The sequence below is a fragment of the Streptomyces spinosisporus genome (genome assembly GCF_022698145.1).
Lineage (GTDB): Bacteria > Actinomycetota > Actinomycetes > Streptomycetales > Streptomycetaceae > Streptomyces > Streptomyces spinosisporus.
In genome coordinates, this window is the sequence record NZ_JALDAX010000009.1 from 283,383 (window position 1) to 306,112 (window position 22,730).

Genomic DNA, 22,730 nt, shown 5'->3' on the forward strand with positions numbered 1-22,730 from the left:
GGTGGGAGACCGCCGTGTCCTACGGCGGCGGACTGCCCACCTTCCCGACCGGAGTGCGTGCTCGCGCGGCGCCTTGCCGAGGGAGGGCCGTGGATCAGGCTCACGGCGGAACGCTCGGCGTCCCAGAAGTCCTGCCGGCAAGTACGGAGGGGCGCCGGGGCCCGCAGAGTGGCGCCGGCGTGTGCGGGAGGGCGCGTGGGACGAAGCGAAGGCGCGCACCTCCCGGTGACGGGGCCTCACACCTCCCGGCGGCGGGCGGCTCACACCTCCCGGCGGCGGACGGCTCACACCCCCCGGTGCTCGATCCCCAGCAGACTCGCCGCCGCCCGGAAGTCGGCGGCGTGCCTGCCCACGGCGAGCGACCAGTGATGGCCGACCCCCGTGGCGCTCCATGCGTCGACCCATTCGCCGGGGTCCCTGCCGAAGTCGACCCGGCTGGTGGTGTTGCCGATCTCCAGCAGTGGGCCGGGCACGACGGTGCCCTCGGAGGTGACGAACGACAGGCTGCCGTCGGCGTCCTGGCCGAGTCCGAGGAGGGTGACCGGGCCGTGCTGGACGTCGAACTCCACGCTGACGCCCCAGCCCCGCTTGCCGTGATACACACCCAGGCCGCGCAGCAGCGGGTCACGGGCGCTCACGGCGAGGTGGGCGGGACCGTCATGGCCCATCTCGACGACGCCGTCCTCGAAGTTCAGCGCCTGGATCTCCGTGAAGGAACCCCCGGCGCCCACACTCTGCGAGGCCAACTGGGCGACGCTGGTGCGCAGTTCGTACTCGCCCGCCGCGGGCACGCCCCGCGCGGTGAGCAGGGAGGCGCCCAGGATCATGCCGGCGCCGAGCCGCTCGTGCAGTTCGCCGTCGAGTCCGCGGTGGTAGTAGGCGAGCGTGTCGAGGCCGAAGTCCTCCACCAGCCGGTCCAGGGCCACGGACACCCGCGCGCCCCAGGCGAAGTCCTCGTCGACCACGCTGTCGTCGAGGGTGAAGACCTGCCGGGCGAGCGCCATGCGGTCGCGGCTCTCCGCCTCCGTGACCTGCTCCACCCGGTGCCGCAGGTCGTCGAACTCCAGCACTTCCACATGCGAGCCGAACGTCGTCGGCAGCAGGGTCAGATCGGTCGAGACATCCAGCATCCCTGGGTAGAGGTGTCCCATCAGGCCGTGCCTGCCGTGCCGTAGCGCGGCCCGGACGTGTGCGGCGCGGATCCACTGCTCGATGCGCCGCCAGGCGGTCTCCTGGCGCAGCCAGCCCGAGACCGACCGGAAGGGGATGCCGGCCCGGCGGAAGACATTGCCGACCTCGGGGACCGGGCACTGCCCGCAGTAGGCCAGCCAGGCCCCGGTGTCGAAGGTGGCGTGGTCCATCCGCTCGGTCGGCTGGAGGTCGATGACCAGCACGGGGGTGTGCGAGCGGCGGGCGATCGGCAGCACCATCGAGGAGGTCAGATAGGTCGTCAGGAACAGCACGATCAGATCGCAGTCGGCCTTGCGCAGTTCCTCGGCGGCGGCCGCGCCCTCCTCGGCGTCGGAGATGAACCCGACGTCCGTCACCTCCGTGTCCATGCCGCCGAGCCGTTCGGCGACGTAGCGGGCCGACTCCTGCAGCTGTGGCAGGAGCCCCGGGAACTGGGGCCAGTAGGTGCCGAGCCCGCCGGCGACCAGGCCGATCCGGGTGCGGCGGCGGTGCACCGGGGGCAGCAACTCCGTGAGCGGCGTGCGGTGTTGGGCAGTGGTCATGATCGGTGCTCCTCGGAAGTCCGCTCGTTTTCAGGTGGGGGTCGCATGCAGGTCCGCGGGGGCGGGTGAGACACCGGGGGAGTGCCGGACGAGGACACGGACGATGTAGACGCCCGCGACCGCCGACGCCGCCATGCAAGCGGTGATCGACCAGAGCAGGGCGGACGCGCTGTACTCCATCAGGGCGGGCGTGATGAACGCGACGCCCGCGAAGACGCCGCGCGACAGGGCGTAGGTGAGGCCCTGGGTGGTGCCGCGGGTGTCCGGAGGCAGCGTCAGCTGCGACCACACCTTGTAACTGGCCTCCCCCGCGAAGGGGTTGGAGATCTGGTAGAGCACGAAGAAGACGAGCATGCCGACGAGGGCGCCGGCCGTGAGGGAGGCGATGCAGAAGGCGAGGATCTGCACGATGGTGAACACGTAGAACATCCGGTCGCGCCAAGGGGTGTCGGCGATGCGGACGAAGACGAAGGTCAGCACCAGCGCGATCGGGAGGAAGGCGAGGTTGATCCCGGTGGCCAGGCTCTGCGAGGCACCGCTGACCGTGACCAGCAGATAGGTGCCGAACTGGCCGAAGGTGTTGGCGCCGATGCCCCAGGTGACGTAGTAGGCGAAGGTCGCGACCATCGGCAGCAGCGCGGCACGGTTGAGCAGGTTCTTCCACTCGATGCCGCGCGGGGCGGCGAGCGCGGCCGCTTCCTCGGCCACCTCCGTGTCCGAGGGCTCGTCGGCGAGTTCGAGCCGGGAGCGCAACTGCCAGGTGACCAGCGCGGCGACCGCGAGGTGGGCGGTGATGATCCGCGCCCCGGTCATGCCCGTGTCCGACAGCAGATAGCCGAGGAAGATGACGACGACGATGCCCGCCACCCACATGACCTGGGTGAAGGACACCAGACGGGCCCGGCCGTCGGCGGGTGCGGCGTCGGAGACCACGGCCAGCGACGTCGGCAGGTCCGCACCGGCCGCGAGGCCGGCCACGAGCACGCCGACGAAGAGCACGATGTCGTTCGGCGCCAGCGTGATGACGACGGCGCCCACCGCGTAGCAGAAGATGTCCCAGTTGTAGACGCGGCGGCGGCCGAACAGGTCGGCCAGCCGTCCGCCGACGAGCGAGCCGACGGCGATACAGCCCGTGACGATCGCGCTGATCGCGCCCGCCATCCACACGCCCATGTCGTAACTGTCGCGGTAGATGGCCAGGTTGACGGCGATGCTGACGATGAGGGCGGCGTCGAGATAGGAGGCCATGCCCGACAGGGCCGCGACCTTCCACAGTCGCCAGGGGATGGGTTGTTCCGAGCGTGCTGGAGCGGTGGGGGTTCGGACCATGATGCGACTCCGTCGTCTGGGGATGGGCCGAGCGGAGGGGGACGTCGCGGCTCCGGGCCGGGGCCGGTGCCGAGTGAATATAGGGTCAGAAAAACGTTCCAACAACCCCTCATGCGCCCATTTGCAGGAAGACGCGGCAGCCTTCTTCCGGCGTCGTCGATCCGGTGCCAACATTCCAGGTGGTCGATGTCGGGGCCGATGTAAAACGTTTTTGATCGTGAGGGTGCCTCAGCCGTACTCGGAAGGACCGGACACGTGATCTCCTCCGCGCTGCAGCAGTTGTTCGACGACCCGCCCCGGGACTTCGGCCCCACCCCGCTGTGGTGGTGGTCGGGTGCGAAGGTCACCCGCGAACGCCTCGCCTGGCAGATGCGCAGGTTCGCCGAGGGCGGCATCCACAACCTCGTGGTGATCAACCTGGCGCCCGCCGGGCCGAGTTTCGGCGCCCGGGCCGACGATCCGGCGTGGTTCGGCGAACAGTGGTGGGCCCGCTTCACCGACGCCTGCGAGATCGCCCGGGACCTGGGCACACGCCTGTGGTTCTACGACCAGATCGGGTTCTCCGGCGCCAACGTCCAGGGCGCCGTCACCCGACTGCACCCCGAGGCCACCGGGCTCGCACTGCGCCGCCACAGGCGGACGCTCGCGAACGGGACCGTCCCGCTGCCGGGCGCGGAGACCCTCGTCGGCGCGTACGCCACGGACGGCAGGCGCCTGCCCGTCACCGGCGCCGCGGGGATCGAGGCCGCAGACGGCAGCGAGGTGGACCTCGTCACGGCCGTCCCCACGGCCTTCGACTACCTGGACCCGCAGGCCGTCGGTCTGCTGATGGACGCCGTCCACCACGAGTTCGACCGGCGGGTCCCCGAGTACCTGGGCAACGTCATCGCGGGCAGCTTCCAGGACGAACTGCCCGGCACCAACGCCTTCGGCCGCCGCTTCCCCGAGGAGTTCCGTGCCCGCCGCGGCTACGACCTGCTGGACCACCTGCCCGCGCTGTTCCACGAGAACGCGGACGGCGCCCGCGCCGGGAAGATCCGCGCCGACTACTACGCGGTCCGGGCCGAACTCACCGAGGAGGCCCTGTTCCGGCCCCTCGCCGCCTGGCACGAGCAACGCGGCATGCTGCTGGGCTGCGACCAGAGCCACCCCGCACGCTCCGGCTTCCCGGCCCAGTCCACCCAGATCTACTCGGACTACTTCCGCACCCACCGCTGGTACGGCGCCGCGGGCAGCGACCACCACGGCGACTCCAAGGTCCACTCCTCGATGGCCCACCTCTACGGTCACGAGCGGGTCTGGATCGAGGCGTTCCACTCCTCCGGCTGGGGCGGCACCCTGGAGGACACCTACGACTGGCTGCTGCCGTTCCTGCGCAGCGGCGCCAACCTCTACAACCCGCACGCCAGTTACTTCGGCACCGCGGGCGGCTGGTTCGAGTGGGCGCCGCCGTCCACCGACTGGCGCCAGCCCTACTGGCGGCAGTACCCCGCGTTCTCCCGGGCCGTCGCCCGCATCTGCTCCCTCATGTCCTGGGGCACCTACAGCGCCGACGTCGCGGTCCTGCACCCCACCGCCACCATGCAGGCCCTCATCCCGCTGGACGCGCCCGTCAAGCACTTCGGCGACGGCCGCCTGGGCGAGGGCCACGCCGAGGCCGACGAGACCCAGCGGCACTATCTGGAGCTGTGCGGCACCAACAACTGGCTGGGGCCGCGGATCGGCGCCCTGGACGCGCACCGCATCTCCTTCGACGTCGTCGACGACGCCTCGGTGCAGCGGGCCACCGCGGCGGACGGCGCCCTGCGAGTCGCGGACCTGGCCTACACGGCCGTACTGCTGCCGTCGGCGAGCGTCCTGGAGGAGGACACGGCGCGCCGGCTGACCGAACTGCTCGACGCGGGCGGACGCGTGGTGGCCGTGGGCCGCCCGCCGGTCACGGCGGCGGGCCTCGGCGGTGACGACGCCGCCGTGGCGGCGCTGACCGCCCACCCGCGGCTGGAGCGGGCCGACGACGCCGAGGCGGGTGCGGCGGCCGTCGCCGACGCCGCCGGACATGCGACCGGTGACGTGCCGCTCCTCGTGCGCCGGCAGGGCGATGCGGCGATCGCACTGGTGACGGGCGCCTTCCCCGACGCCCGCAGGCACCCGCCCCGGGGCAACCACGAGATCGACCCCGGCCGCTACGCCCGCACCAGGACCGTCACCGTCCGCGCCGCCGTGGCCGAGGCCGAGGTCTGGAACCCGGCGACCGGCACCCGGCGCCCCGCATCCGTCACCGTCGCCGACGGCGTCTCGACCATCGAGGTGCCACTGGACGGCGCCCCCGCCGCGCTCCTCGTATGGCGAGAAGGGACATCGGCGCCGCCAACGCCCGCACCGGCAAAGGCGTTTGCCCGGACGGTCGACCTGTCGACCGGTTGGCAGGGCCGACTCGTGCCCACGATGGACAACACCTGGGGCGACCTCGCCCTGCCCGCCGGGACGTCCGTCGACGAGCCGCAGATCTGGACCATGCGGTGGACCGAGAGCGGTGCCCCGGACGCCGGCTGGGAGCGGGCACGGGCGACGTACGGCAACCGGGCGCGCGTCCTGCCGCCGGTCCCGGCCGCCAAGGCCCCCGATCCGCTGGACCGCGCCGCCGCCGCACGCGTCCTGGCCGGTGAACTTCCCCTGGTGTCCTGGGACGAGGGCTGGACCGTGGCGCTGTACTCGTCGAGCCGCGGAGTCCCGGACCCCGACGGGCTGTTGGGCAACAAGGGGCTGGTGACCGAGGAGTTCGTGCGGGTCCCGGTGCCGGGCCCCGGAACCGTCGCCCGGGTCCGCGCGGTCGTCGACACCGGTCATCGCGGACCGGCCGATCTGCACGTCGGCGCGGAGGCGGCCAAGCGGGTGTGGTGGAACGGCGAGCGACTGGCCACCGGCACGGGACACCTGGCGTCCGCCCGCGTGGACGTGACCCGGCAGCGCAACGTCCTGGAGTACGAGCTCTCCGACACCGAGGACCGCCCCTCCGCGATCTCCGCCAAGGCCCATGCCCCGCTGGGCAGTTACTTCTGCCTGACGCTCCCCGGCGGATTCGTGCCGCGCCCCCGGTTCATGCGTCTGCCCGAAGGCGTACGACCGGACGGCAGCGTGACCTACCGCGGCAGCCTGCGTCTCGCGCACGACGCCCCACGGGCCGTGCTCGTGGTCGGTGCCGCCTGCGGGGTCACCGTGCTGCTGGACGGCCAAGTCGTGGCACGGCAGGAGAAGGTGGAGTACTACGAGTCCGACTGGGGCGCGGTGCCGATGTTCTTCCGCCACGAACTGACCCTGCCCGCGGGCGAGCACACGCTGGAGGTGGTGGCCGACGGCGCCCGTGCACGGGACGCGGTCTTCGTCGACTGCGTGGCCGCCACGGAGCCCGAGGCCACGGCCCTGGTCAGTGGGGCCGGTTGGGAGGCCGAGACGGGCGAGTGGCGCGGCCGCACGGTCGAACACGAGGGCCGCTGGGGGGACTTGCAGCACTGTCATGCGGCCGTACGACCGCACCCGCTGCCCGGCACCGAGTGGCTGAGCGGCGAACCCCGGCTCGGCAGGCCCGTACTGCCGCTGCGGTCCACGGACGACGTCCGCGAGAGCGCCCAGCGCTTCCGCTTCACCGCACCGCCCGGCACCGTCTCGCTCGATCTGCCGCTGGAGCTGCCCGCACGGGTGAGGATCGGCGGCGAGGACGAACGACCGGTCGACGCACCGCTGCTGACGCTCGATCAACCGCTCCCGGTGCCGACGGAGATCGAGGTGGTCACCGCGCCCACTGCCGTGCTGCGGGGCGGCTCCGCCTGGCGCGGGCCGGTGCGCGTGCGCACCGTGGCGGCGCCCCTGCCGCTGGGGGAGTGGCGGTCGGTGGGGCTGGGCGGCTGGAGCGGAGGCGTCACGTACGCGCGGGACGTGGAGGTACCGGCCGGGCGGGACGCGGTCCTCGATCTGGGGCGGGTGCGCGGCAGCGTCGAGGTCGCCGTCGACGGCGAACCCGTCGGCGAGGCCTTCTGCGCCCCGTACCGCTTCGCCCTGCCCGACGCCGCCGCCGGGCGCACCGTCCGGATCGAGGTGACCGTCCGCAACACCCTGGCCCCCTACCTCGCCGAAGCCACCCCGACCGCCTGGGCGTTCCCGTCCCAGCTCGCCTCCGGACTGCTGGGCCCGGTGACGCTGCGGATCGGGGACCCAGCCGCCGGACAGTGAACCGGCGGATCGGTGGCTCGGTCTCCAGGCCGTGAACGAGCGGACCGGTGGTTCAGTCTCCGGGCAGTGACCGGGTGGAGTCCCGCAGGACCAGTCCGGGCGCGAACACCCTTGTCTCATGGGTGTGTTCGGCCCGGGCCTCCACCTCATCGAGCAGCATCTCCACGGCCGCCCTGCCGAGATCCTCGACGGGCTGACGGACGGTCGTCAGTGTCGTCCCGACGAAGCTCGCGATGTCGAGGTCGCCGTAGCCCACCACCTGCACGTCCTCGGGCACCTTCACGCCCCGCTCGGCGAGGCCCCGGCACAGTCCGGCGGCGAGGAAGTCGTTGGTGCAGAACACCCCGTCGGGCAGGTCGTCCAGAGCGCGGGCGATCTCCAGGCCGTACGCCACCGTCATCTCCTCGGCGACCACCTGGTCGAGGCGCGCCGTACGCCGGCTGCGCACCGCCTGCCGGGCGCCCTGGTGGCGGTCCGCGCACTGCCGTATCGAGCGATCGCCGTTCACCACGAGGATGTCGCCCGCTCCGCAGTCCAGCAGATGCTGTACGGCGATACGTCCGCCGGCGATGTCGTCGACCGAGACGGAGCAGCCCTCCTGCGGCGGCATCGCGCGGTCCGCGAGGACCAGCGGGATGCCGCGCTCGCGCAGCCGCGTGAGCCGCGTCGGGTCGGCGCTGAGCGGGACGACCACGGCGCCGACCGCGCGCTGCTCCACGAGCATGGTGAAGTAGCCCTGCTCGCGCTCCGGTGCGTCCCCGCTGTGGCACAGCACGAGCGAGTAGCCGTGGTCGTACGCCGCGTCGGCGGCGCCTCTGGCGATGCGCGCGTAGAAGGAGTTGGTGACGTCGGGCAGCACCAGGCCGATCGACGACGAGTGCCCGGTGCGCAGTCCGGCCGCTCCCGGATGGGGCACGTAGTCGAGCGCCGCGACCGCGTCGCGGACCCGCTCGGCGGTGCGGGCGTTGACCCGCTCGGGGCGGTTCAGAACGTTCGAGACCGTCGACACCGAGACGCCGGCGGCCGCTGCGACGTCCTGGATGCGGGCGGGGCGAGCCGGAATGGCGTCCACCCCCCTCGCTGTGGCAGCCGTGCGACCAGGCACGACGTGGTCCTCAAAGGCGACGCCAGTCTACCCCGGCCGGGCGTGGAACGTTTTTCATCCGTGGACGGCGGACCGGTTCAGCGCGCGAGCAGTTCTCTGATCTCCCCGGCGATCTCCTCCGGTGCCTCCTCGGCCATGAAGTGGCCGAAGCCGACGGTGCGATGGGACAGCCGCGGTGCCCAGGCCGACCACAGGTCGCGGGCGTCGAAGCCGAGCGCCGCGCCCCAGTCCTGCTGGAGCACGCTCACCGGCATCTCCAGGACACGGCCCGCGTCCCGGTCGGCCCGGTCGTGCGCGATGTCGACGCCGGCCGAGGCGCGGTAGTCGGCGACGATCGAGGGCACCGCCGCGCGGCACGCGGCCAGATACGCGGCGCGCACAGGGGCCTCGATCGCCTCGCGGTCGCCCGCCCACAGATCGAGGAAGTGCCCGAAGAAGCCGTCCGGATCGGCGGCGATCATCCGCTCGGGCAGGCCCGGCGGCTGGGCCATCAGATAGAGGTGGAAGCCCACGACCGCCTCGACGCCGTGCATCACCTCCCACATGTCCAGCGTCGGGAGCACATCCAGACAGGCCAGGTGCGTGACCGCCGCGGGATGGTCGAGCCCGACCCGGAAGGCGACCAGGGCGCCCCGGTCGTGTCCGGCCAGCGCGAACCGCTCGTGACCGAGCGCACGGGCCAGGGCGACGGTGTCGGCGGCCATGACGCGCTTGCCGTAGGCCGTCCCGTCGGGGTCGTCGGGTTTGTCGCTCGCACCGTAACCGCGCAGGTCGGGGCAGATCACGGTGTGGTCCGCCGCCAGGTCCGCGGCGACGTGCCGCCACATCAGATGGGTCTGCGGGAAGCCGTGCAGCAGCACGACCGGGCTGCCCGAGCCCCCGACGGCGGTGTGCAGGGACACGCCGTCGGCGACCTGCACGCGGGCGTACTCGAAACCGGGGATCGTGGGCGTCCCGGTGTCCGCGCCGGCCGTCCCCCTATCGGTCGCGTCGGTCGCGTTCGTCCTCGTCACTGTCGCGTCCGTCGTCGTGTGCGGTGTGGATGTCACGATGTGCTGCCTTCGTCGCTGCGTCGGATGCCCGCCGGAGGGCGGACACCACTGAGCGTCCCGCGAGCGGATCAGCATCCGGTCAGCACGTACTGTGGCGGACGGGGAAGGCGCGGGAGGTGAGGATGGAGCCGATCACCTTCGGTGTGCTCGGACCGGTGACGGCCTGGGACGACGCCGGTGAGGCGCTCGCGCTGAAGGGGCCGCGGCACCGGGCGGTGCTGGCCCGGCTGATCACGGCCCGCCGGCGTGTGGTTCCGGTGGCGCGCCTCGTCGAGGACCTGTGGGACGAGCCCCGTGCGGGCGCGGTCGGGGCGGTACGGACCTTCGTCGCCGATCTGCGCCGGGTCCTCGAGCCGCGGCGTCCGCCCCGTGCCCCGGCCCGGCTGCTGGTGACCGAGGGCCCCGGATACGCACTCCACGCGACACAGGACGCCGTGGACGCCTGGCGGTTCGAGACGGCCGTCGTGGGCGCCGCGCGGCTGCCACCCGCGCAGACGCTGCAACGGCTCGACGGAGCACTGGAGTTGTGGCGTGGCCCCGCCTACGCCGAGTTCGCGTACGACGACTGGGCGCGGGGCGAGCGCTCCCGGCTGGCCGAACTGCGGCTGCGCGCGGTGGAGCAGCGGGCCCAGGCCCAGCTCGACCTGGGGCTCGCGGCCGAGGCCGTGCCCGACCTGCACGCCCATGTGGCCGAGCACCCCTGGCGGGAGGACGGCTGGCGACTGCTGGCGCTGGCGCTGTACCGGACGGGCCGGCAGGCGGACGCGCTCGCCGTGCTGCGCCGGGCCCGGACCATGCTGGCCGAGCAGCTGGGCGTGGACCCGGGCCCCGCGCTGCGCCGCCTGGAGACGGACATCCTCACCCAGGACCCGGGTCTCGGCGTCGTGGCGCAGGAGTCGAGCGCGTCGGCCCGGCTGTGGACCCAGGTGGCCACGGACTACGACCGTACGGTCGCGGCCGGCGCCCGGGCCCGGCTGGAGTCCACGGTCCAACTGGTCCGCAATCTCGCGGTGACCGGAGGTGTCGGGCTGCGGGCGGCGCAGGAGCACCGGCTCGCGGCGGTCACCGCGGCCGAGGAGTTCGGCGACCCGGACCTGACCGCGCGGGTCATCGGCGCCTACGACGTCCCCGCCGTCTGGACCCGCAGCGACGACCCCGGGCGGGCGCGGCAGATCGTCCTCGCCGCCGAGCGCACCCTGGCCGCACTGCCGCAGGAGACGACGCATGCGGCGGCCCGCTGCCGGCTGCTGGCCACGGTCGCCCTGGAGATGCGCGGCACCCGCTCCCCGCGCGGCCCGGCGGCCGCGCGAGAGGCGCAGGACATCGCCCGGCACCTGGACGATCCCACGCTGCTGGCCTTCGCGCTCAACGGTGCCTTCATGCAGTCCTGCACCCGGGCCGGGCTCGCGGCACGGCGGGACGCGATCGGCGCGCAGCTGGTCGACGTGGCCGCACGGCACGGCCTGGAGAACTTCGAGGTGCTCGGCCGGCTGATCCGGATGCAGGCCTGCGGCGCGCTCGGCGACTTCGCGGCGGCGGACGCGCACGCCACCGCCGCGGACCGGCTGGCCGAGCGCCACGAGCGGCCGCTGGTGGGCGTCTTCACCCAGTGGTACGGCGCCCTGCAGTCGGTCGCCGGCGGTCGGACGCGGGAGGCCGAAGAGGCGTACGAGGCCGCCGTCGCGCTGCTGCCGGGCGCGGGCATGCCCGGGTTCGCGCACGGCCTGCCGCCCCTCGCCCGCCTCTGCCTGCGCCTCGCCGACGGCTCCACCTCCGCACGGCAGGCGGCCGAGCACATCGACCCGGGGGACGACTGGGGCCCGTACCGGCCATGGATCGAGCCCTACGTCCCGCTCCGCACCGGTGACCGCGGCGAGGTCGCGGACCTGCTGCACGCCGTGCCGGAACCTCCCGCGGACCTGCTCTACGAGGCGCTGTGCTGTCTGCAGGCCGCGGTCGCGCTGGACATCGGTGACCGCACGACACTGGAGCGGCTGCACACCCGTCTCGCACCGGCCGCGAGTGAACTCGCGGGCGCGGGCAGCGGGTTGCTCACCCTCGGCCCGGTCGACTGCTGGCTGGCCGCCATCGCCGAGGGTCTCGATCGGCGGTCGTAGCTCTCTGTCGAGCGTTCGTGACGATAAGTGGCTGCCGTCGCTGCTTCAGGATCACGCCGCTCGACAGCTGGGCGGGAACCGTACGAGGTGCGACTCTGGGACGAGAGGTATCCGCCGAGGGGAACTCGGGAGGGCCGATGGGACGTGACGTACCCGCGCTGGTGTTCACACGGGAGGACCGCCGTCGCTACCGCGACAAGATGCACACCTGTCTCGACGTGCTGGCGCAGATGCTGCGCGAGTCCGGCTTCGAGAGCGAGCGCCCCCAGGTCGGTCTCGAGATCGAGCTCAACCTGGTCGACGGCGAGGGACGGCCGGCGATGCGGAACACCGAGGTCCTCCAGGCGATCGCCGACCCCGCCTGGTCGAGCGAGCTGGGCCGCTTCAACCTGGAGATCAACATCCCGCCGCGGCAGCTGACGGCGGGCGGCCCCGGCGCGTGGGAGCAGGCGATCCGCGACGCCCTCAACCACGCCGAGGAACGGGCCGCGGCCGTCGGTGCACACATGATCATGGTCGGGATTCTGCCGACCCTCGGGGAGGCGGACGTGAGCGAGGCCGCCCTGTCCGGCGATCCGCGCTACCGGCTGCTCAACGAGCAGATCTTCGCGGCACGCGGCGAGGACCTGCGCATCCGGGTGGACGGCGTGGAGCGCCTGTCCATGTACGCCGACGCCATCACCCCGGAGGCCGCCTGCACCAGCACCCAGTTCCATCTGCAGGTCGACCCCAAGGAATTCGCCCCCTACTGGAACGCCGCCCAGGCCGTCGCGGGCGTCCAGACCGCCCTCGCCGCCAACTCGCCCTTCCTCTTCGGCAGAGAACTGTGGCGCGAGACCCGCGTCCCCCTGTTCGAGCAGGCCACCGACACCCGCCCGCAGGAGATCAAGGCCCAGGGCGTACGGCCCCGGGTGTGGTTCGGGGAGCGGTGGATCACCAGCGTCTTCGACCTGTTCGAGGAGAACGTGCGCTACTTCCCGGCGCTCCTGCCGCTGTGCGACGAGGGGGACCCGCAGGCGACGCTGGACGCGGGCGGTGTGCCGGAACTCGGTGAACTGACCCTGCACAACGGCACGATCTACCGCTGGAACCGCCCCGTCTACGCCGTCACCGAGAGCGGCCCGCATCTGCGCATCGAGAACCGGGTGCTGCCCGCCGGACCCACGGTGGCGGACATCATCGCCAACGGCGCCTTCTACTACGGACTGACCCGCGCCCTGGTCGACGACGACCGGCCGGTGTGGACCCGGATGTCCTTCGCGGTCGCGGAGGAGAATCTGCACACGGCGGCCCGTGACGGCATCGACGCCCGGTTGTACTGGCCCGGCAGCGGCGAAGTGCCGGTCACGGAACTGGTGTTGCGGCGTCTGCTGCCGCTGGCCCACCGCGGCCTGGAACTGGCCGGCATGGACGCGGACTGGCGCGAACCCCTGCTCGGCATCATTGAGCAGCGCTGCATCACCGCGCGCAACGGCGCCCTGTGGCAGGCGGAGCACGTCCATCATCTGGAGAAGTCGGCCACCTCCGACCGCTGGGAGGCGCTGCGGCGGATGACCACCACGTACATGGAGTACATGCATCTCAACGCGCCCGCGCACACCTGGCCCGTGGACTGAGCGCCCGCCGCGGATGTAACCCGGATCACACAGGTGAAGTGCATCGAAACGACGGGCCCAGGGTCTTTCCCTGGTTGTAGGGGGCTGGTCGAACAGGGACGGTGCACGTGGAGCAGAGTCGGGCCGAGGGGTTCGACGGGTTCGTGGCGGCTCGCTGGTCGGCGTTGTTCCACCTTGCCCGTCTGCTCGTGGGAGGCGATCGGCACCGGGCCGAGGACCTGCTCCAGGAGGCACTGGTCAAGCTCTGGTTCGTCTGGCCCAGGATCGCCGAGGAGGCGCCCGAGGCGTACGTACGCAAGGTGATGGTCCGTGCCGCGGCACGGTCGGCCCGGCGCCGCTGGTGGGGGGAGCGCCCGGTCGAGGAACTGCCCGACCTGCCCGCGGCCGGTGATGTCTCCGCCGCCGTCGTGGAGCGCTCGCGGCTGGAGGCCGCACTGGCCCAACTGCCGCCGCGGCAGCGGGCCGCGGTCGTGCTGCGCTACTACCAGGACCTGTCCGAGAAACAGGTCGCCGAGGTGCTGGGGTGCCCGCTGGGCACCGCCCGGTCCCACGCGTCGCGTGGCGTGGCGCGCCTGCGCCGCATCCTGTCCGACGTCATCGAGCCGGTGGGGTGAAGGGGTAGCGATGGATCACTTCGAGCGGGAGCTGGCGCGGATGATGCGCGACTCCCAGGAGTACACCCCCTTCGAGGCCGAGGACGGGGCCCGTCTGCGGGCCAGGGTGCAGGCCCGCCGCCGGGCACGAACGGTGCAGCGGGCCGCCGGTTCCGTCCTGGCCGTCGCCGGACTCGGCATCGGCTTCTTCATGCTGCCCCACGACCCGGGCGGGAACCGGCCGACGGCGCCGCATCCGCAGCCGCGTCCGGCGACGGGTCCGGCGTCCCCGGGCCCGACCCCGACCGCGACGGCGGCACCCCCGAGTGCGACCTCCTCCGAGAGCCCCACCGGAGCCGCGGGCGGGCCGACCGCCCCGACCACCACACCGACCCCGACGAGCACACCGGACACGGCGACTTCCGCCCCGCCGACCACCAGGACCGAGGCACCGCCGGACGGGAACACCGAGACGACCACCGCGCCGGCGACACCGACCCACACACCGTCCAGCACACCGTCGAGGGCGGAGGCGTCCTCGTCGGGCTCGGCCGACCCCGGATAGCGAAGACCGCGCAGCCCGCCCGACTCCCTGTTCCCAGGCCCTGATCACCGCACCCCGCGGCAAGTTCCCCTTCCCCGTAGCGCCGTGCCTGCCCTCGGCATGCCCTGCACCCGCACCCGAACCTGGATGGATCGTGACAAACCTCATGGACCAACTGCCGCTTCGTACGCCGCTGCCGGCGCAGCAACGGGAGCCGGTCCTGGACGTGGTCGTGCCGGTCTTCAACGAGCAGGGGGACCTGGAGCGCAGCGTGCGGCGGCTGCACGCGCATCTGCGCGAGACCTTCCCGTATCCGTTCCGGATCACCGTCGCGGACAACGCCAGCACCGACGAGACTCCGCTGATCGCGGCGAAGCTGGCCGCCGAACTGCCGGAGGCCCAGTGGCTGCGGCTGGCCGAGAAGGGCCGGGGCCGGGCCCTGCACGCGGCCTGGTCCCGGTCACGGGCACCGGTCCTCGCCTACCTGGACGTCGACCTGTCGACCGATCTGGCCGCGCTGCTGCCGCTGGTCGCCCCGCTGATCTCCGGGCACTCCGACATCGCCATCGGCACCCGGCTGGCCCGCGGCTCCCGGGTGGTGCGCGGACCCAGACGGGAGGTCATCTCACGTTGCTACAACGCCCTGTTGCGCTCCACGCTCGCGGTGGGCTTCTCCGACGCGCAGTGCGGGTTCAAGGCGGTACGGCGCGATGTCGCCGAACGGCTGCTGCCGCTGGTGCAGGACTCCGAGTGGTTCTTCGACACCGAGTTGCTGGTGATCGCCGAACGCGCCGGACTGCGCATCCACGAAGTGCCGGTCGACTGGGTCGACGACCCCGACAGCCGTGTCGACCTCCTGGCCACGGCCCTGGCGGACCTGCGCGGCATCGCGAGAATCGGCCGCGCCCTGGCCCGCGGCACCCTCCCGACGGCCGGGCTGCGCCGGGGCGTCGACGCGCCGGCGGGCGGACTGGCCGGCCAGTTGCTGCGCTTCGCCGCGGTGGGAGCCGTCAGCACCGTCGGATACGTCCTGCTGTACGCCGCGTTGCGCCCCGTCACCGGGCCCCAGGCCGCCAACGCGGTCGCACTGCTGCTGTGCGCACTCGCCAACACGGCCGCGAACCGCCGGCTCACCTTCGGGCTGCGTGGCCGGGGCGGGGCGCTGCGCCACCACGCCAAGGGGCTGCTGGTCTTCATGGTGGGACTGGCCCTCACCAGCGGATCGCTGGCCGCACTGCACCGTCTGGCGCCCGGGTCGGCACGCGCCACGGAGATCGGTGTGCTCGTCGCCGCCAACCTGGCCGCGACCCTGCTGCGCTTCCTGCTGCTGCGCGCCTGGGTGTTCCCCGCCCGCCGCCGCCGGACGGGATCCCCGGCCGCATGAACGACACCCTGACCCCGGTCCACCGCCCCGAGGTCCGCTCCCTCGTACGCGACGGACGGGACCGGCTCCCGGATCTGCTCCGCGTGGCCGGGTACCGCGCCCGCCGCTGCCTGCCCGTCCTGGCCGTCTACGGCACGCTGAAGCTCATCGGCTTCACCGTCTTCATGCATCTGCTGAACTCCACGGGCGACTTCCACGGGAAGGACCCGCGCTTCGGCGGCGGCGCCCACGCCTGGGACGTCCTGGCCAGCTGGGACGGCTGGTGGTACCAGCAGATCGCCGCCCACGGATACGACCCCGCACTCGTCCGGATCCCGGGAGCCACCGGACTGATCACCCTGGAAGGCAACTCGGCGGCGTTCTTCCCGCTCTATCCCGCGGCGATGCGCCTGACCTCCGACTGCACGGGCCTCGGTCTCTACGGCGCGGGGCTGCTGGTCTCGGTCGTCTGCTCGTTCGTCGCCGCACTCGGCATCTTCACGGTCACCGCCCGGTTCGGCGGCCGGCGCGCGGGCCTGGCGGCGGCGGGACTGTGGGCCGTGTGGCCCGGCTCGGGCACCGAGTGGTCCGGATATTCGGAGTCCCTCTACGTCGCCCTCGCGGTCTGGGCCTGCCATGCCGTGATGAACGACCGCTGGCTCACCGCCGGAGTGCTCACCTTCGCCGCCGGACTGAGCCGACCGACCGCGGTGGCGCTCATCGCCGCCCTCACCGTCGCCGCGCTGCGCACCCTGCACCACCGCCAGGAGGACGTCGCACGCCCGGCGACCGCAATCCTGGTCGCGCCGCTGGGGCTTTTCGGCTACCTCCTGTATGTCGGCGACCGGACGGGCGACCTCACCGGCTACTTCGCACTCCAGAAGGGCGCCTGGGCCCACACCTTCGACTTCGGCGAACAGACCCTCGACGTCCTCACGTCCCTCGCCGTCGGCCGCACCGACTACCTGTTCCCCTGCCTGGTCGAGGACATCATCGGGGTGCTCGTCGTCCTGCTGGGCCTGGTGCTGATTCCCCTGCTGATCCGGCTGCGCCCGCCCTCCGTGCTGACCGTCCACACGGTCCTCACCTTCGCCCTGGTCCTGGGCAGCCAGCAGATCTTCGGCAATGTCTCCCGCTATCTGCTCCCCGCCTTCCCCCTGTTCATCCCGCTCGCCGTACGGCTGCGCACCCTCGGCCTGCCGCTGCTGTGCACCCTGCTCTCCGTCGCGGCCGTGGCGTCGGGCTCGTACGCGGGCTATGTGCTCTTCGAGATCGGCGTCCCCTGACCGGCCCAAGTGCCGTGGCGCATATGGACGTTCAGGACGCCGTCTGCTCGTCCAGCACGTCGACGCCCCACGCCGTCGCCACCGGCATGAACCGGTGCTCGGTCGCGTACGCCGCCATCCGGGCGTTGCGCTCGCGGGCCTCGGGGCCGTCCGGCAGATGGAACTCCTCGCCCGCCCGCGTGGACCTGGCCTGCATGCTGGTGGCCTGCGGCAGCCGCCGGCGCTCGTAGCGGTCGAGGGCGTCGGGCACGTCGGACGGTGCCGCGTGCCGCAGACAGTCGCCGAGCACGGCCGCGTCCAGGATCGCCTGCGCGGCGCCCTGGGCCTGGAACGGCACCATCGCGTGGGCGCTGTCGCCCAGCAGGGCCACCCGCCCGGTGTGCCAGGTGGCGAGCGGGGTGCGGGTGTAGATGCCCCAGCGGAAGACCTGGCCCGCGCGCTCCAGGACGGTGAGCACCCGGGGGTCCCAGCCCTCGAACGCGCGCAGCTGCTCGCCCGGTTCGGCCTGGGCCGTCCACGACTCCTGGGCGACCTGCGTCCCGAACACGGCCACGACGTTGAGGAGTTCGCCGCGGCGCAGCCAGTAGTGGACGAAGTGGCGCCCCGGGCCGAGCCAGATTCCGTAGTCCGGCAGGCCCACATCCGCCACCTCGTCGACCGGGAGCAGCGCGCGGTAGGCGGCGGTCTGGGAGAAGACCGCCTCGTCCGTGCCGAAGAGCCGCTGACGGGCCGCCGACCGGATGCCGTCCGCGGCCACCACCAGATCGGCCACCAGGCGTTCGCCGCCCGCCGTCGACACCCAGGCCGACCGGTCGTCCTGGCCGATCTCCGTGACGAGGGTGTTCAGCCGCACCAGCCGGGGCGGCACCGCGGCGGCCAGGGCATCGCGCAGATCGGCCCGGTGCAGCTGGAGGTAGGGCGCCCCGAACTCCTCCTCGACCGCGCGCCCCAGCGCATAGCTGCAGATCTCGCTCCCGTCGGACCAGGAGCGGAAGCTCACGGCGGCGGGCCGGGCCGACTGTGCGGCGACCGCGTCGAGCAGGCCCAGCCGGCGCAGCTCGCGCGTGGCGTTGGGTGCGAGCTGGATCCCGGCGCCGAGCTCGGTGAGCCGCGGCGTCTGCTCGACCAGGGTGACCTCATGGCCGTGACGACGCATGCTCACCGCGGCGGTGAGTCCCCCGATGCCCGCCCCCACGACGATCACTCTCATGGCACGACCTCACTTCGACAGAGCGCGGGTCCTGCACGGCGGAGACAGGCTATCGACCCCGAGTCCTGGGCCGCACAAGGTATTTCCGGCCAGGTTGGCCGTGGTCTTGCCCCTTTTACTACCTTTTGCGTGTATATGCTCACATTAAGTAGTCGTTCCGGGGCCTCATGCCCAGGTGAGAAAGGGTCGAAATAATGCGCAAGTTCCAGCGCGCCGCAGTTGTGTCCGCCGTCGTCGCGGGTCTGTCCGTCCTCGGTGCCGGTGTCGGTTTCGCCGATGACGCCGACGGCCCCCAGCAGAGCGGCTTCGTGACGTTCCCGGCCTCGGCCGTGGAGAAGAGCGACGTCACCAAGCCCGCGACGCAGGACAGCTTCAAGTACGAGATCGACCTCAGCTCGTTCTTCGCTCCCTTTGCCGCCAAGTAGTTGCCGCCAAGAGGCCGGACCGCGCCGCGCGTCGCCGGGCGCGGCCGCGGTCGGTGCAATGCCGGAACGGGACAACTCCCGTTCCGGCATTGTGTTGTGCGCGACCGCGGTGAGGCGCAAGGGCCCCGCGTTGCCGCCTCGGTGCGGCGGGCGCACGCTGGAACCATGGGTGGGCACGACGGCCCGACGCTGATCACGTCCGTCCAGCGGGCCTTTCGCCTGCTGGAGGCGGTGAGCGCGCACGAGAACGGCGCGCCGGCGAAACAGCTGGCACGTGAGACCGGGCTGCCCCTGGCCACGGCCTACCACCTGCTGCGGACGCTGGTCCACGACGGCTATCTGCGCAAGCTCGACGACGGCGGATACGTCCTCGGGGACCGGCTGCGGACGATGCAGACCACGGGTCGCGCCCAGGCGCTGCTCAACCGGGTGCGCCCCACGCTCGCCGCACTGCGCGACGAACTCGCGGCCGCCGCCTACCTCACCTTCTACGAGGACGGCGAGATCCGTGTCGCCGAGATCGTGGACAGCCCACGGGCGCCCCGCGTCGACCTCTGGGTGGGCTTCGAGGACGCGGGCCACGCGACCGCCCTGGGCAAGTCCGTGCTGCGGGAACTGGACGACGACGCGCGCCGGGACTACCTGTCCCGGCACCATCTCGCCGACCTCACCCCACGGACGATCACCAGCCTGCCGGAACTGCTCCGGCGGCTGGACTCCTCGCCCGAGGCGCCCGCGGTCACGGACCTGGAGGAGTACTCCCTGGGTACGGTCTGTGCCGCCGTACCCGTCTACAGCGGGGACACGCTCGGCTCGCTCGGCGTCTCGCTGCCGGTCGAGCGGCTCTCTCGGATGCCGGACATCCGCAAGCGGCTGATCCCGACCGCGAGCCGCGTGACCAGGGGACTGTCGCTCACTATCTGAAAACTCTCTTCTTGTGAGGGCCCGAGAGCAGCCCGTTTCCTGGGAGAAACGGGCATTTCCGTCGTCGTATCCCTGGCCCCGTGTGCCGTACACAGAAGAGGACAGCAAGAACATATGAGCCACGCCCGAGCGCAGGACGGCGGTCGCCGGCCCATATGGTCGTCCAGGAACCGAGCGGCCGGTCCCGAAGGCTCGGCCCGCAGGCGCGCCCTGGCACGACTGACCTCCTGGGCACCCGTGCTGCCGGTGCTGATCGTCGCCGTGATCGTGCTCGCGGACATGGCCGGTGGAGCCGGGATGGTCTGGTTGCCCATGCTCGCGGCCGGGCCCGCCCTGGCCGCCACCACCAACGGGCCGCGCGGCGTCCTGTCCGTCGGCCTCCTCGCCGTGGGTCTCGGTGCCGCCCTCGGCGTCCGCGACGGTATCTCCGGCCAGGAGCTCGGGGCGCTGCTGTCCGCCCTGGCGGCCGTCACCCTGGCGAGTGCCCTGGCCAGCGGACTGCGCGCCTACCGCGAGCGGGTCCTCGCCGCCGTGCGCTCGGTCGCGGAGACCGCCCAGCACGCCCTGCTCAAGCCCGTCCCGTCGACCGTCGGCCCCTTTCAGGTGGCCGTGCGCTACAGCGCCGCGGCGGCCGAGGCCCGCATCGGCGGCGATCTGTACGCCCTGATCCCGACGCCGTACGGGGTACGGCTGATCGTCGGCGACGTCCGCGGAAAGGGGCTGCCGGCCGTGGGGACCGCCGCGCTGGTGCTGGGTGTCTTCCGCGAGGCCGCCTACGACGAGCCCGATCTCCTCGCCGTCGTCGAGCGCATCGAGCGCAGCCTCGCGCGCAATCTCGGCAGCGACGACTTCGTCACCGCCGTGGTCGCCGGGTACCCGCGGACGGGGCAGCTGGAGATGGTCAACTGCGGACACACACCACCCCTGCTGGTGCGTACGTCAGGAGGCGTCGAGGCCGTGGAGCCCGCGCAGCCCGCCCCGCCCCTCGGACTGCGCGCGCTCACCGATCACGTCCCCCGCCTCAGCGTGCTGCCCTTCGCCGACGGCGACCAGCTGCTGCTCTACACCGACGGCGTCACCGAGGCTCGCGACGGCGGCCGTGAGTTCTATCCGCTCGACGAGGGCCTGGCGCGCCATGCCTGCGACGACCCGGCCCGCACCCTCGGCGCCCTCCACGACGAACTCCTCGACCATGTCGGCGGCCGGCTCCACGACGACGCGGCACTCCTCCTGATCCGCAAGCCCGTCCCTTCACGGGAGGCGACGCCCACGGCCGAGCCCGGCGGAATGGACGTGGCCGCCGAGGTCGCCTGACGCCGGCCGTGCACACGAAGGCCCACGTGCTCACCGCGCCACGGGCCAGGCCCGCTCCCTCCACTCCTCGACCGGCGTGAGCGGAACCGGGGCGGGGGGCGCCGCGGAGGTCGTCAGCTCGATCCGCCGGCCCTCGGCGGATGAACGCAGCAGAGCGGTCATCGTCTCCAGCACATGCAGGGCCAGATCGCCGCTCGCGCGCGCGGCCCGCCCGCCGTCCGCGGTGACGAAGTCCAGCAAGCCGACACCGCGCGAGCCGCCGGCGTAGCCCGCCGACGGTGCGAGCGTGGTCCATTGCTCCGCGCCGAGCGCGAAGAGCCGCACCTCGCCGTCGAACCGGTTCGGGTCCGGCGCCGCGAGCGTGCCCGTCTCGCCGTGGACCTCGATCGGCGCCGCCGTGGTGGCCACCCCGTCGAAGCTGGTCGTGATCGTCGTCAGGGCCCCGCTCGTGTGCTCCAGCACCCCGGAGACATGCGTGTCCACCTCGACCGGGATCCGCTCGCCCGTGCGCGGGCCGGAACCGATGACCCGCTCACCGCGCAGCCGACTGGAGGCTCCGGTCACGGCACGCACCGGACCCAGCAGGTGGACGAGGGAGGCGAGGTAGTACGGCCCCATGTCGAGCAGGGGGCCGCCGCCGGTCGTGTAGTAGAAGTCGGGCTGGGGATGCCAGCGTTCGTGCCCCGGCGTGACCATCACCGCCGACGCCGACAGAGGCCGGCCGATGGTCCCCGTCTCCACCGCGGCCCGCGCCGTCTGGATGCCGGTGCCCAGCACGGTGTCCGGGGCGCAGCCCACGGCGACTTCCGCCTTCGCGGCGGCCTCGACGACGGTGTGCGCGTCGGCGAGGGTGGCGGCGAGCGGCTTCTCCCCGTAGACATGCTTCCCCCGGGCAATGGCGCCGAGGGCGATCTCGGCGTGGGCCGCGGGGACGGTGAGGTTCAGCACCGTGTCCACGTCCGGACTGCTCAGCAGCTCCTCGACGGTCCGCGCCGCCACACCGGGCAGCTCGGCGGCGACCGCGGCGGAGCGTGTGGCGTCGAGGTCGGCGACCGCGGTGATGCGTACAGAGGGATGACCGGCGAGGGTGTCCAGATACGCGCGGGAGATGACCCCGAGACCTACGACGCCGACACGGTGCGCGTCGCCCACAGCATGCCCCTCTCGATGACCGTGCGGACGTTCGGGTTCTCCAGGACGTCCAGGCTGTGCCCGGGCGTCGTCACCACGATCCGCCCGGCGCCCCACTGCCGGGTCCAGATCGCCGGCACCGTGACGGGCCGGTGCCAGGGCTGCCACGAACGGGCCGGATGCGTGGTGGTGGCCAGGACGTCGATCAGGTCGTCGTGCAGCACCCAGTACTGCTCGGTGCACAACTCGAAGTCCTCGATGCCCGCGGTGACGGGGTGTTCGCGGCCGCGCTCGGTGATGTTGACGACGTACGGCAGGAAGTTGTCCTCCTGCTCCCCGCGGCGCTCGCACGGCTCCTTGCCCGGGTGCGTCGCGAACTGGCCGCCCACCAGGTGGAGATAGTCGGATGAGGCGCGGAAGGAGTCGACGATGCCGCCGTGCCAGCCGGTGAAGCCGGTGCCCGCCTCGATCGCCGCGGTCAGTCCCGACAGCTGCTCGGGGGTGATCTCCGACATCGAGATGCACTGCACCACGAGATCCGTGCCGGCCATCGCGTCGGCATCGGCGTAGACATCGGTCTTCTCCTCGATCCGCACGGTGAAACCGCTGCTTTCGAGGAACGGCAGGAACAACTCCGTTGCCTGGACGGGGCGGTGCCCCTCCCAGCCGCCGCGAACGATCAGGGCCTGCTTGCTCGTCATCCTGTTCCTCACCCCGGAAGACTGGACCCTCACTATGCGCTGTCCTCGCGGCCCCGGGAA

At 72.5% G+C, this 22,730-nt stretch carries 17 protein-coding genes; 10 read left to right on the plus strand and 7 right to left on the minus strand.

What is annotated here, in order from left to right; genetic code table 11:
• Positions 1-284: 284 nt before the first annotated feature.
• Positions 285-1,733 carry an L-fucose/L-arabinose isomerase family protein gene (locus MQN93_RS24405; RefSeq protein WP_242711265.1) on the minus strand — a complete coding sequence of 483 codons (1,449 nt, stop codon included), beginning with the start codon at positions 1,731-1,733 and terminating at the stop codon, positions 285-287.
• 30 nt (positions 1,734-1,763) lie between these two features.
• A complete protein-coding gene (locus MQN93_RS24410) occupies positions 1,764-3,062 on the minus strand; it encodes an MFS transporter (protein WP_242711266.1) in 1,299 nt (432 codons plus the stop codon).
• Between the two features lie 255 nt (positions 3,063-3,317).
• On the opposite strand from MQN93_RS24410, the gene MQN93_RS24415 reads away from it, so the two are divergent.
• A complete protein-coding gene (locus MQN93_RS24415; protein WP_242711267.1) occupies positions 3,318-7,289 on the plus strand; it encodes a glycosyl hydrolase in 3,972 nt (1,323 codons plus the stop codon).
• A gap of 52 nt (positions 7,290-7,341) precedes the next feature.
• Here MQN93_RS24415 and MQN93_RS24420 read toward each other — a convergent pair whose 3' ends face one another.
• Positions 7,342-8,361: a LacI family DNA-binding transcriptional regulator gene (locus tag MQN93_RS24420; RefSeq protein ID WP_037781451.1), complete on the minus strand. Its 1,020-nt coding sequence runs from the start codon at positions 8,359-8,361 to the stop codon at positions 7,342-7,344.
• A 110-nt stretch (positions 8,362-8,471) separates the two neighbouring features.
• Complete coding sequence (locus tag MQN93_RS24425) at positions 8,472-9,338, minus strand: alpha/beta fold hydrolase (RefSeq protein WP_242711323.1); 867 nt, start codon at positions 9,336-9,338, stop codon at positions 8,472-8,474.
• A 230-nt stretch (positions 9,339-9,568) separates the two neighbouring features.
• Between MQN93_RS24425 and MQN93_RS24430 the strand changes: the two genes are divergently transcribed.
• The 6 genes from MQN93_RS24430 (at position 9,569) to MQN93_RS24455 (ending at position 16,965) form a co-directional block, all read left to right on the plus strand.
• Positions 9,569-11,563 (plus strand): AfsR/SARP family transcriptional regulator, encoded by a 1,995-nt coding sequence (locus tag MQN93_RS24430; protein WP_242711268.1) that lies wholly within the window; start codon positions 9,569-9,571, stop codon positions 11,561-11,563.
• A 137-nt stretch (positions 11,564-11,700) separates the two neighbouring features.
• Positions 11,701-13,179, plus strand: a complete 1,479-nt coding sequence (locus MQN93_RS24435) for a glutamate-cysteine ligase family protein (RefSeq protein WP_242711269.1) — start codon at positions 11,701-11,703, stop codon at positions 13,177-13,179.
• A 107-nt stretch (positions 13,180-13,286) separates the two neighbouring features.
• The gene (locus MQN93_RS24440) at positions 13,287-13,793 is read left to right on the plus strand and encodes a SigE family RNA polymerase sigma factor (RefSeq protein ID WP_016433611.1); all 507 of its coding nucleotides are present in this window, start codon (positions 13,287-13,289) and stop codon (positions 13,791-13,793) included.
• Positions 13,794-13,803: 10 nt separating this feature from the next.
• Positions 13,804-14,337 carry a hypothetical protein gene (locus MQN93_RS24445; protein WP_242711270.1) on the plus strand — a complete coding sequence of 178 codons (534 nt, stop codon included), beginning with the start codon at positions 13,804-13,806 and terminating at the stop codon, positions 14,335-14,337.
• A 145-nt stretch (positions 14,338-14,482) separates the two neighbouring features.
• Positions 14,483-15,700: a bifunctional glycosyltransferase family 2/GtrA family protein gene (locus MQN93_RS24450; RefSeq protein WP_242711324.1), complete on the plus strand. Its 1,218-nt coding sequence runs from the start codon at positions 14,483-14,485 to the stop codon at positions 15,698-15,700.
• Entirely contained in the window at positions 15,697-16,965 is a 1,269-nt protein-coding gene (locus MQN93_RS24455) for a putative hexosyltransferase (protein ID WP_242711271.1), read from the plus strand. Before MQN93_RS24450 ends, MQN93_RS24455 begins: the two co-directional genes overlap by 4 nt.
• A gap of 31 nt (positions 16,966-16,996) precedes the next feature.
• Here the strand turns inward: MQN93_RS24455 and MQN93_RS24460 are convergent, their stop codons facing one another.
• A complete protein-coding gene (locus tag MQN93_RS24460; protein WP_016433607.1) occupies positions 16,997-18,175 on the minus strand; it encodes an FAD-dependent monooxygenase in 1,179 nt (392 codons plus the stop codon).
• Positions 18,176-18,369: 194 nt separating this feature from the next.
• Here MQN93_RS24460 and MQN93_RS24465 point away from each other — a divergent pair, with 194 nt between their 5' ends.
• The 3 genes from MQN93_RS24465 to MQN93_RS24475 all read left to right on the plus strand — a co-directional run bounded on the left by MQN93_RS24465 (position 18,370) and on the right by MQN93_RS24475 (position 20,838).
• Complete coding sequence (locus tag MQN93_RS24465) at positions 18,370-18,600, plus strand: hypothetical protein (RefSeq protein WP_242711272.1); 231 nt, start codon at positions 18,370-18,372, stop codon at positions 18,598-18,600.
• A 165-nt stretch (positions 18,601-18,765) separates the two neighbouring features.
• Complete coding sequence (locus MQN93_RS24470) at positions 18,766-19,524, plus strand: IclR family transcriptional regulator (RefSeq protein ID WP_016433605.1); 759 nt, start codon at positions 18,766-18,768, stop codon at positions 19,522-19,524.
• 114 nt (positions 19,525-19,638) lie between these two features.
• The gene (locus MQN93_RS24475; protein ID WP_242711273.1) at positions 19,639-20,838 is read left to right on the plus strand and encodes a PP2C family protein-serine/threonine phosphatase; all 1,200 of its coding nucleotides are present in this window, start codon (positions 19,639-19,641) and stop codon (positions 20,836-20,838) included.
• Positions 20,839-20,868: 30 nt separating this feature from the next.
• Here MQN93_RS24475 and MQN93_RS24480 read toward each other — a convergent pair whose 3' ends face one another.
• Together MQN93_RS24480 and MQN93_RS24485 are read right to left on the minus strand one after the other, a co-directional pair.
• Positions 20,869-21,990 (minus strand): Gfo/Idh/MocA family protein, encoded by a 1,122-nt coding sequence (locus MQN93_RS24480; RefSeq protein ID WP_242711274.1) that lies wholly within the window; start codon positions 21,988-21,990, stop codon positions 20,869-20,871.
• Positions 21,960-22,670 carry a ThuA domain-containing protein gene (locus tag MQN93_RS24485; RefSeq protein ID WP_242711275.1) on the minus strand — a complete coding sequence of 237 codons (711 nt, stop codon included), beginning with the start codon at positions 22,668-22,670 and terminating at the stop codon, positions 21,960-21,962. Before MQN93_RS24485 ends, MQN93_RS24480 begins: the two co-directional genes overlap by 31 nt.
• Positions 22,671-22,730 lie beyond the last annotated feature (60 nt).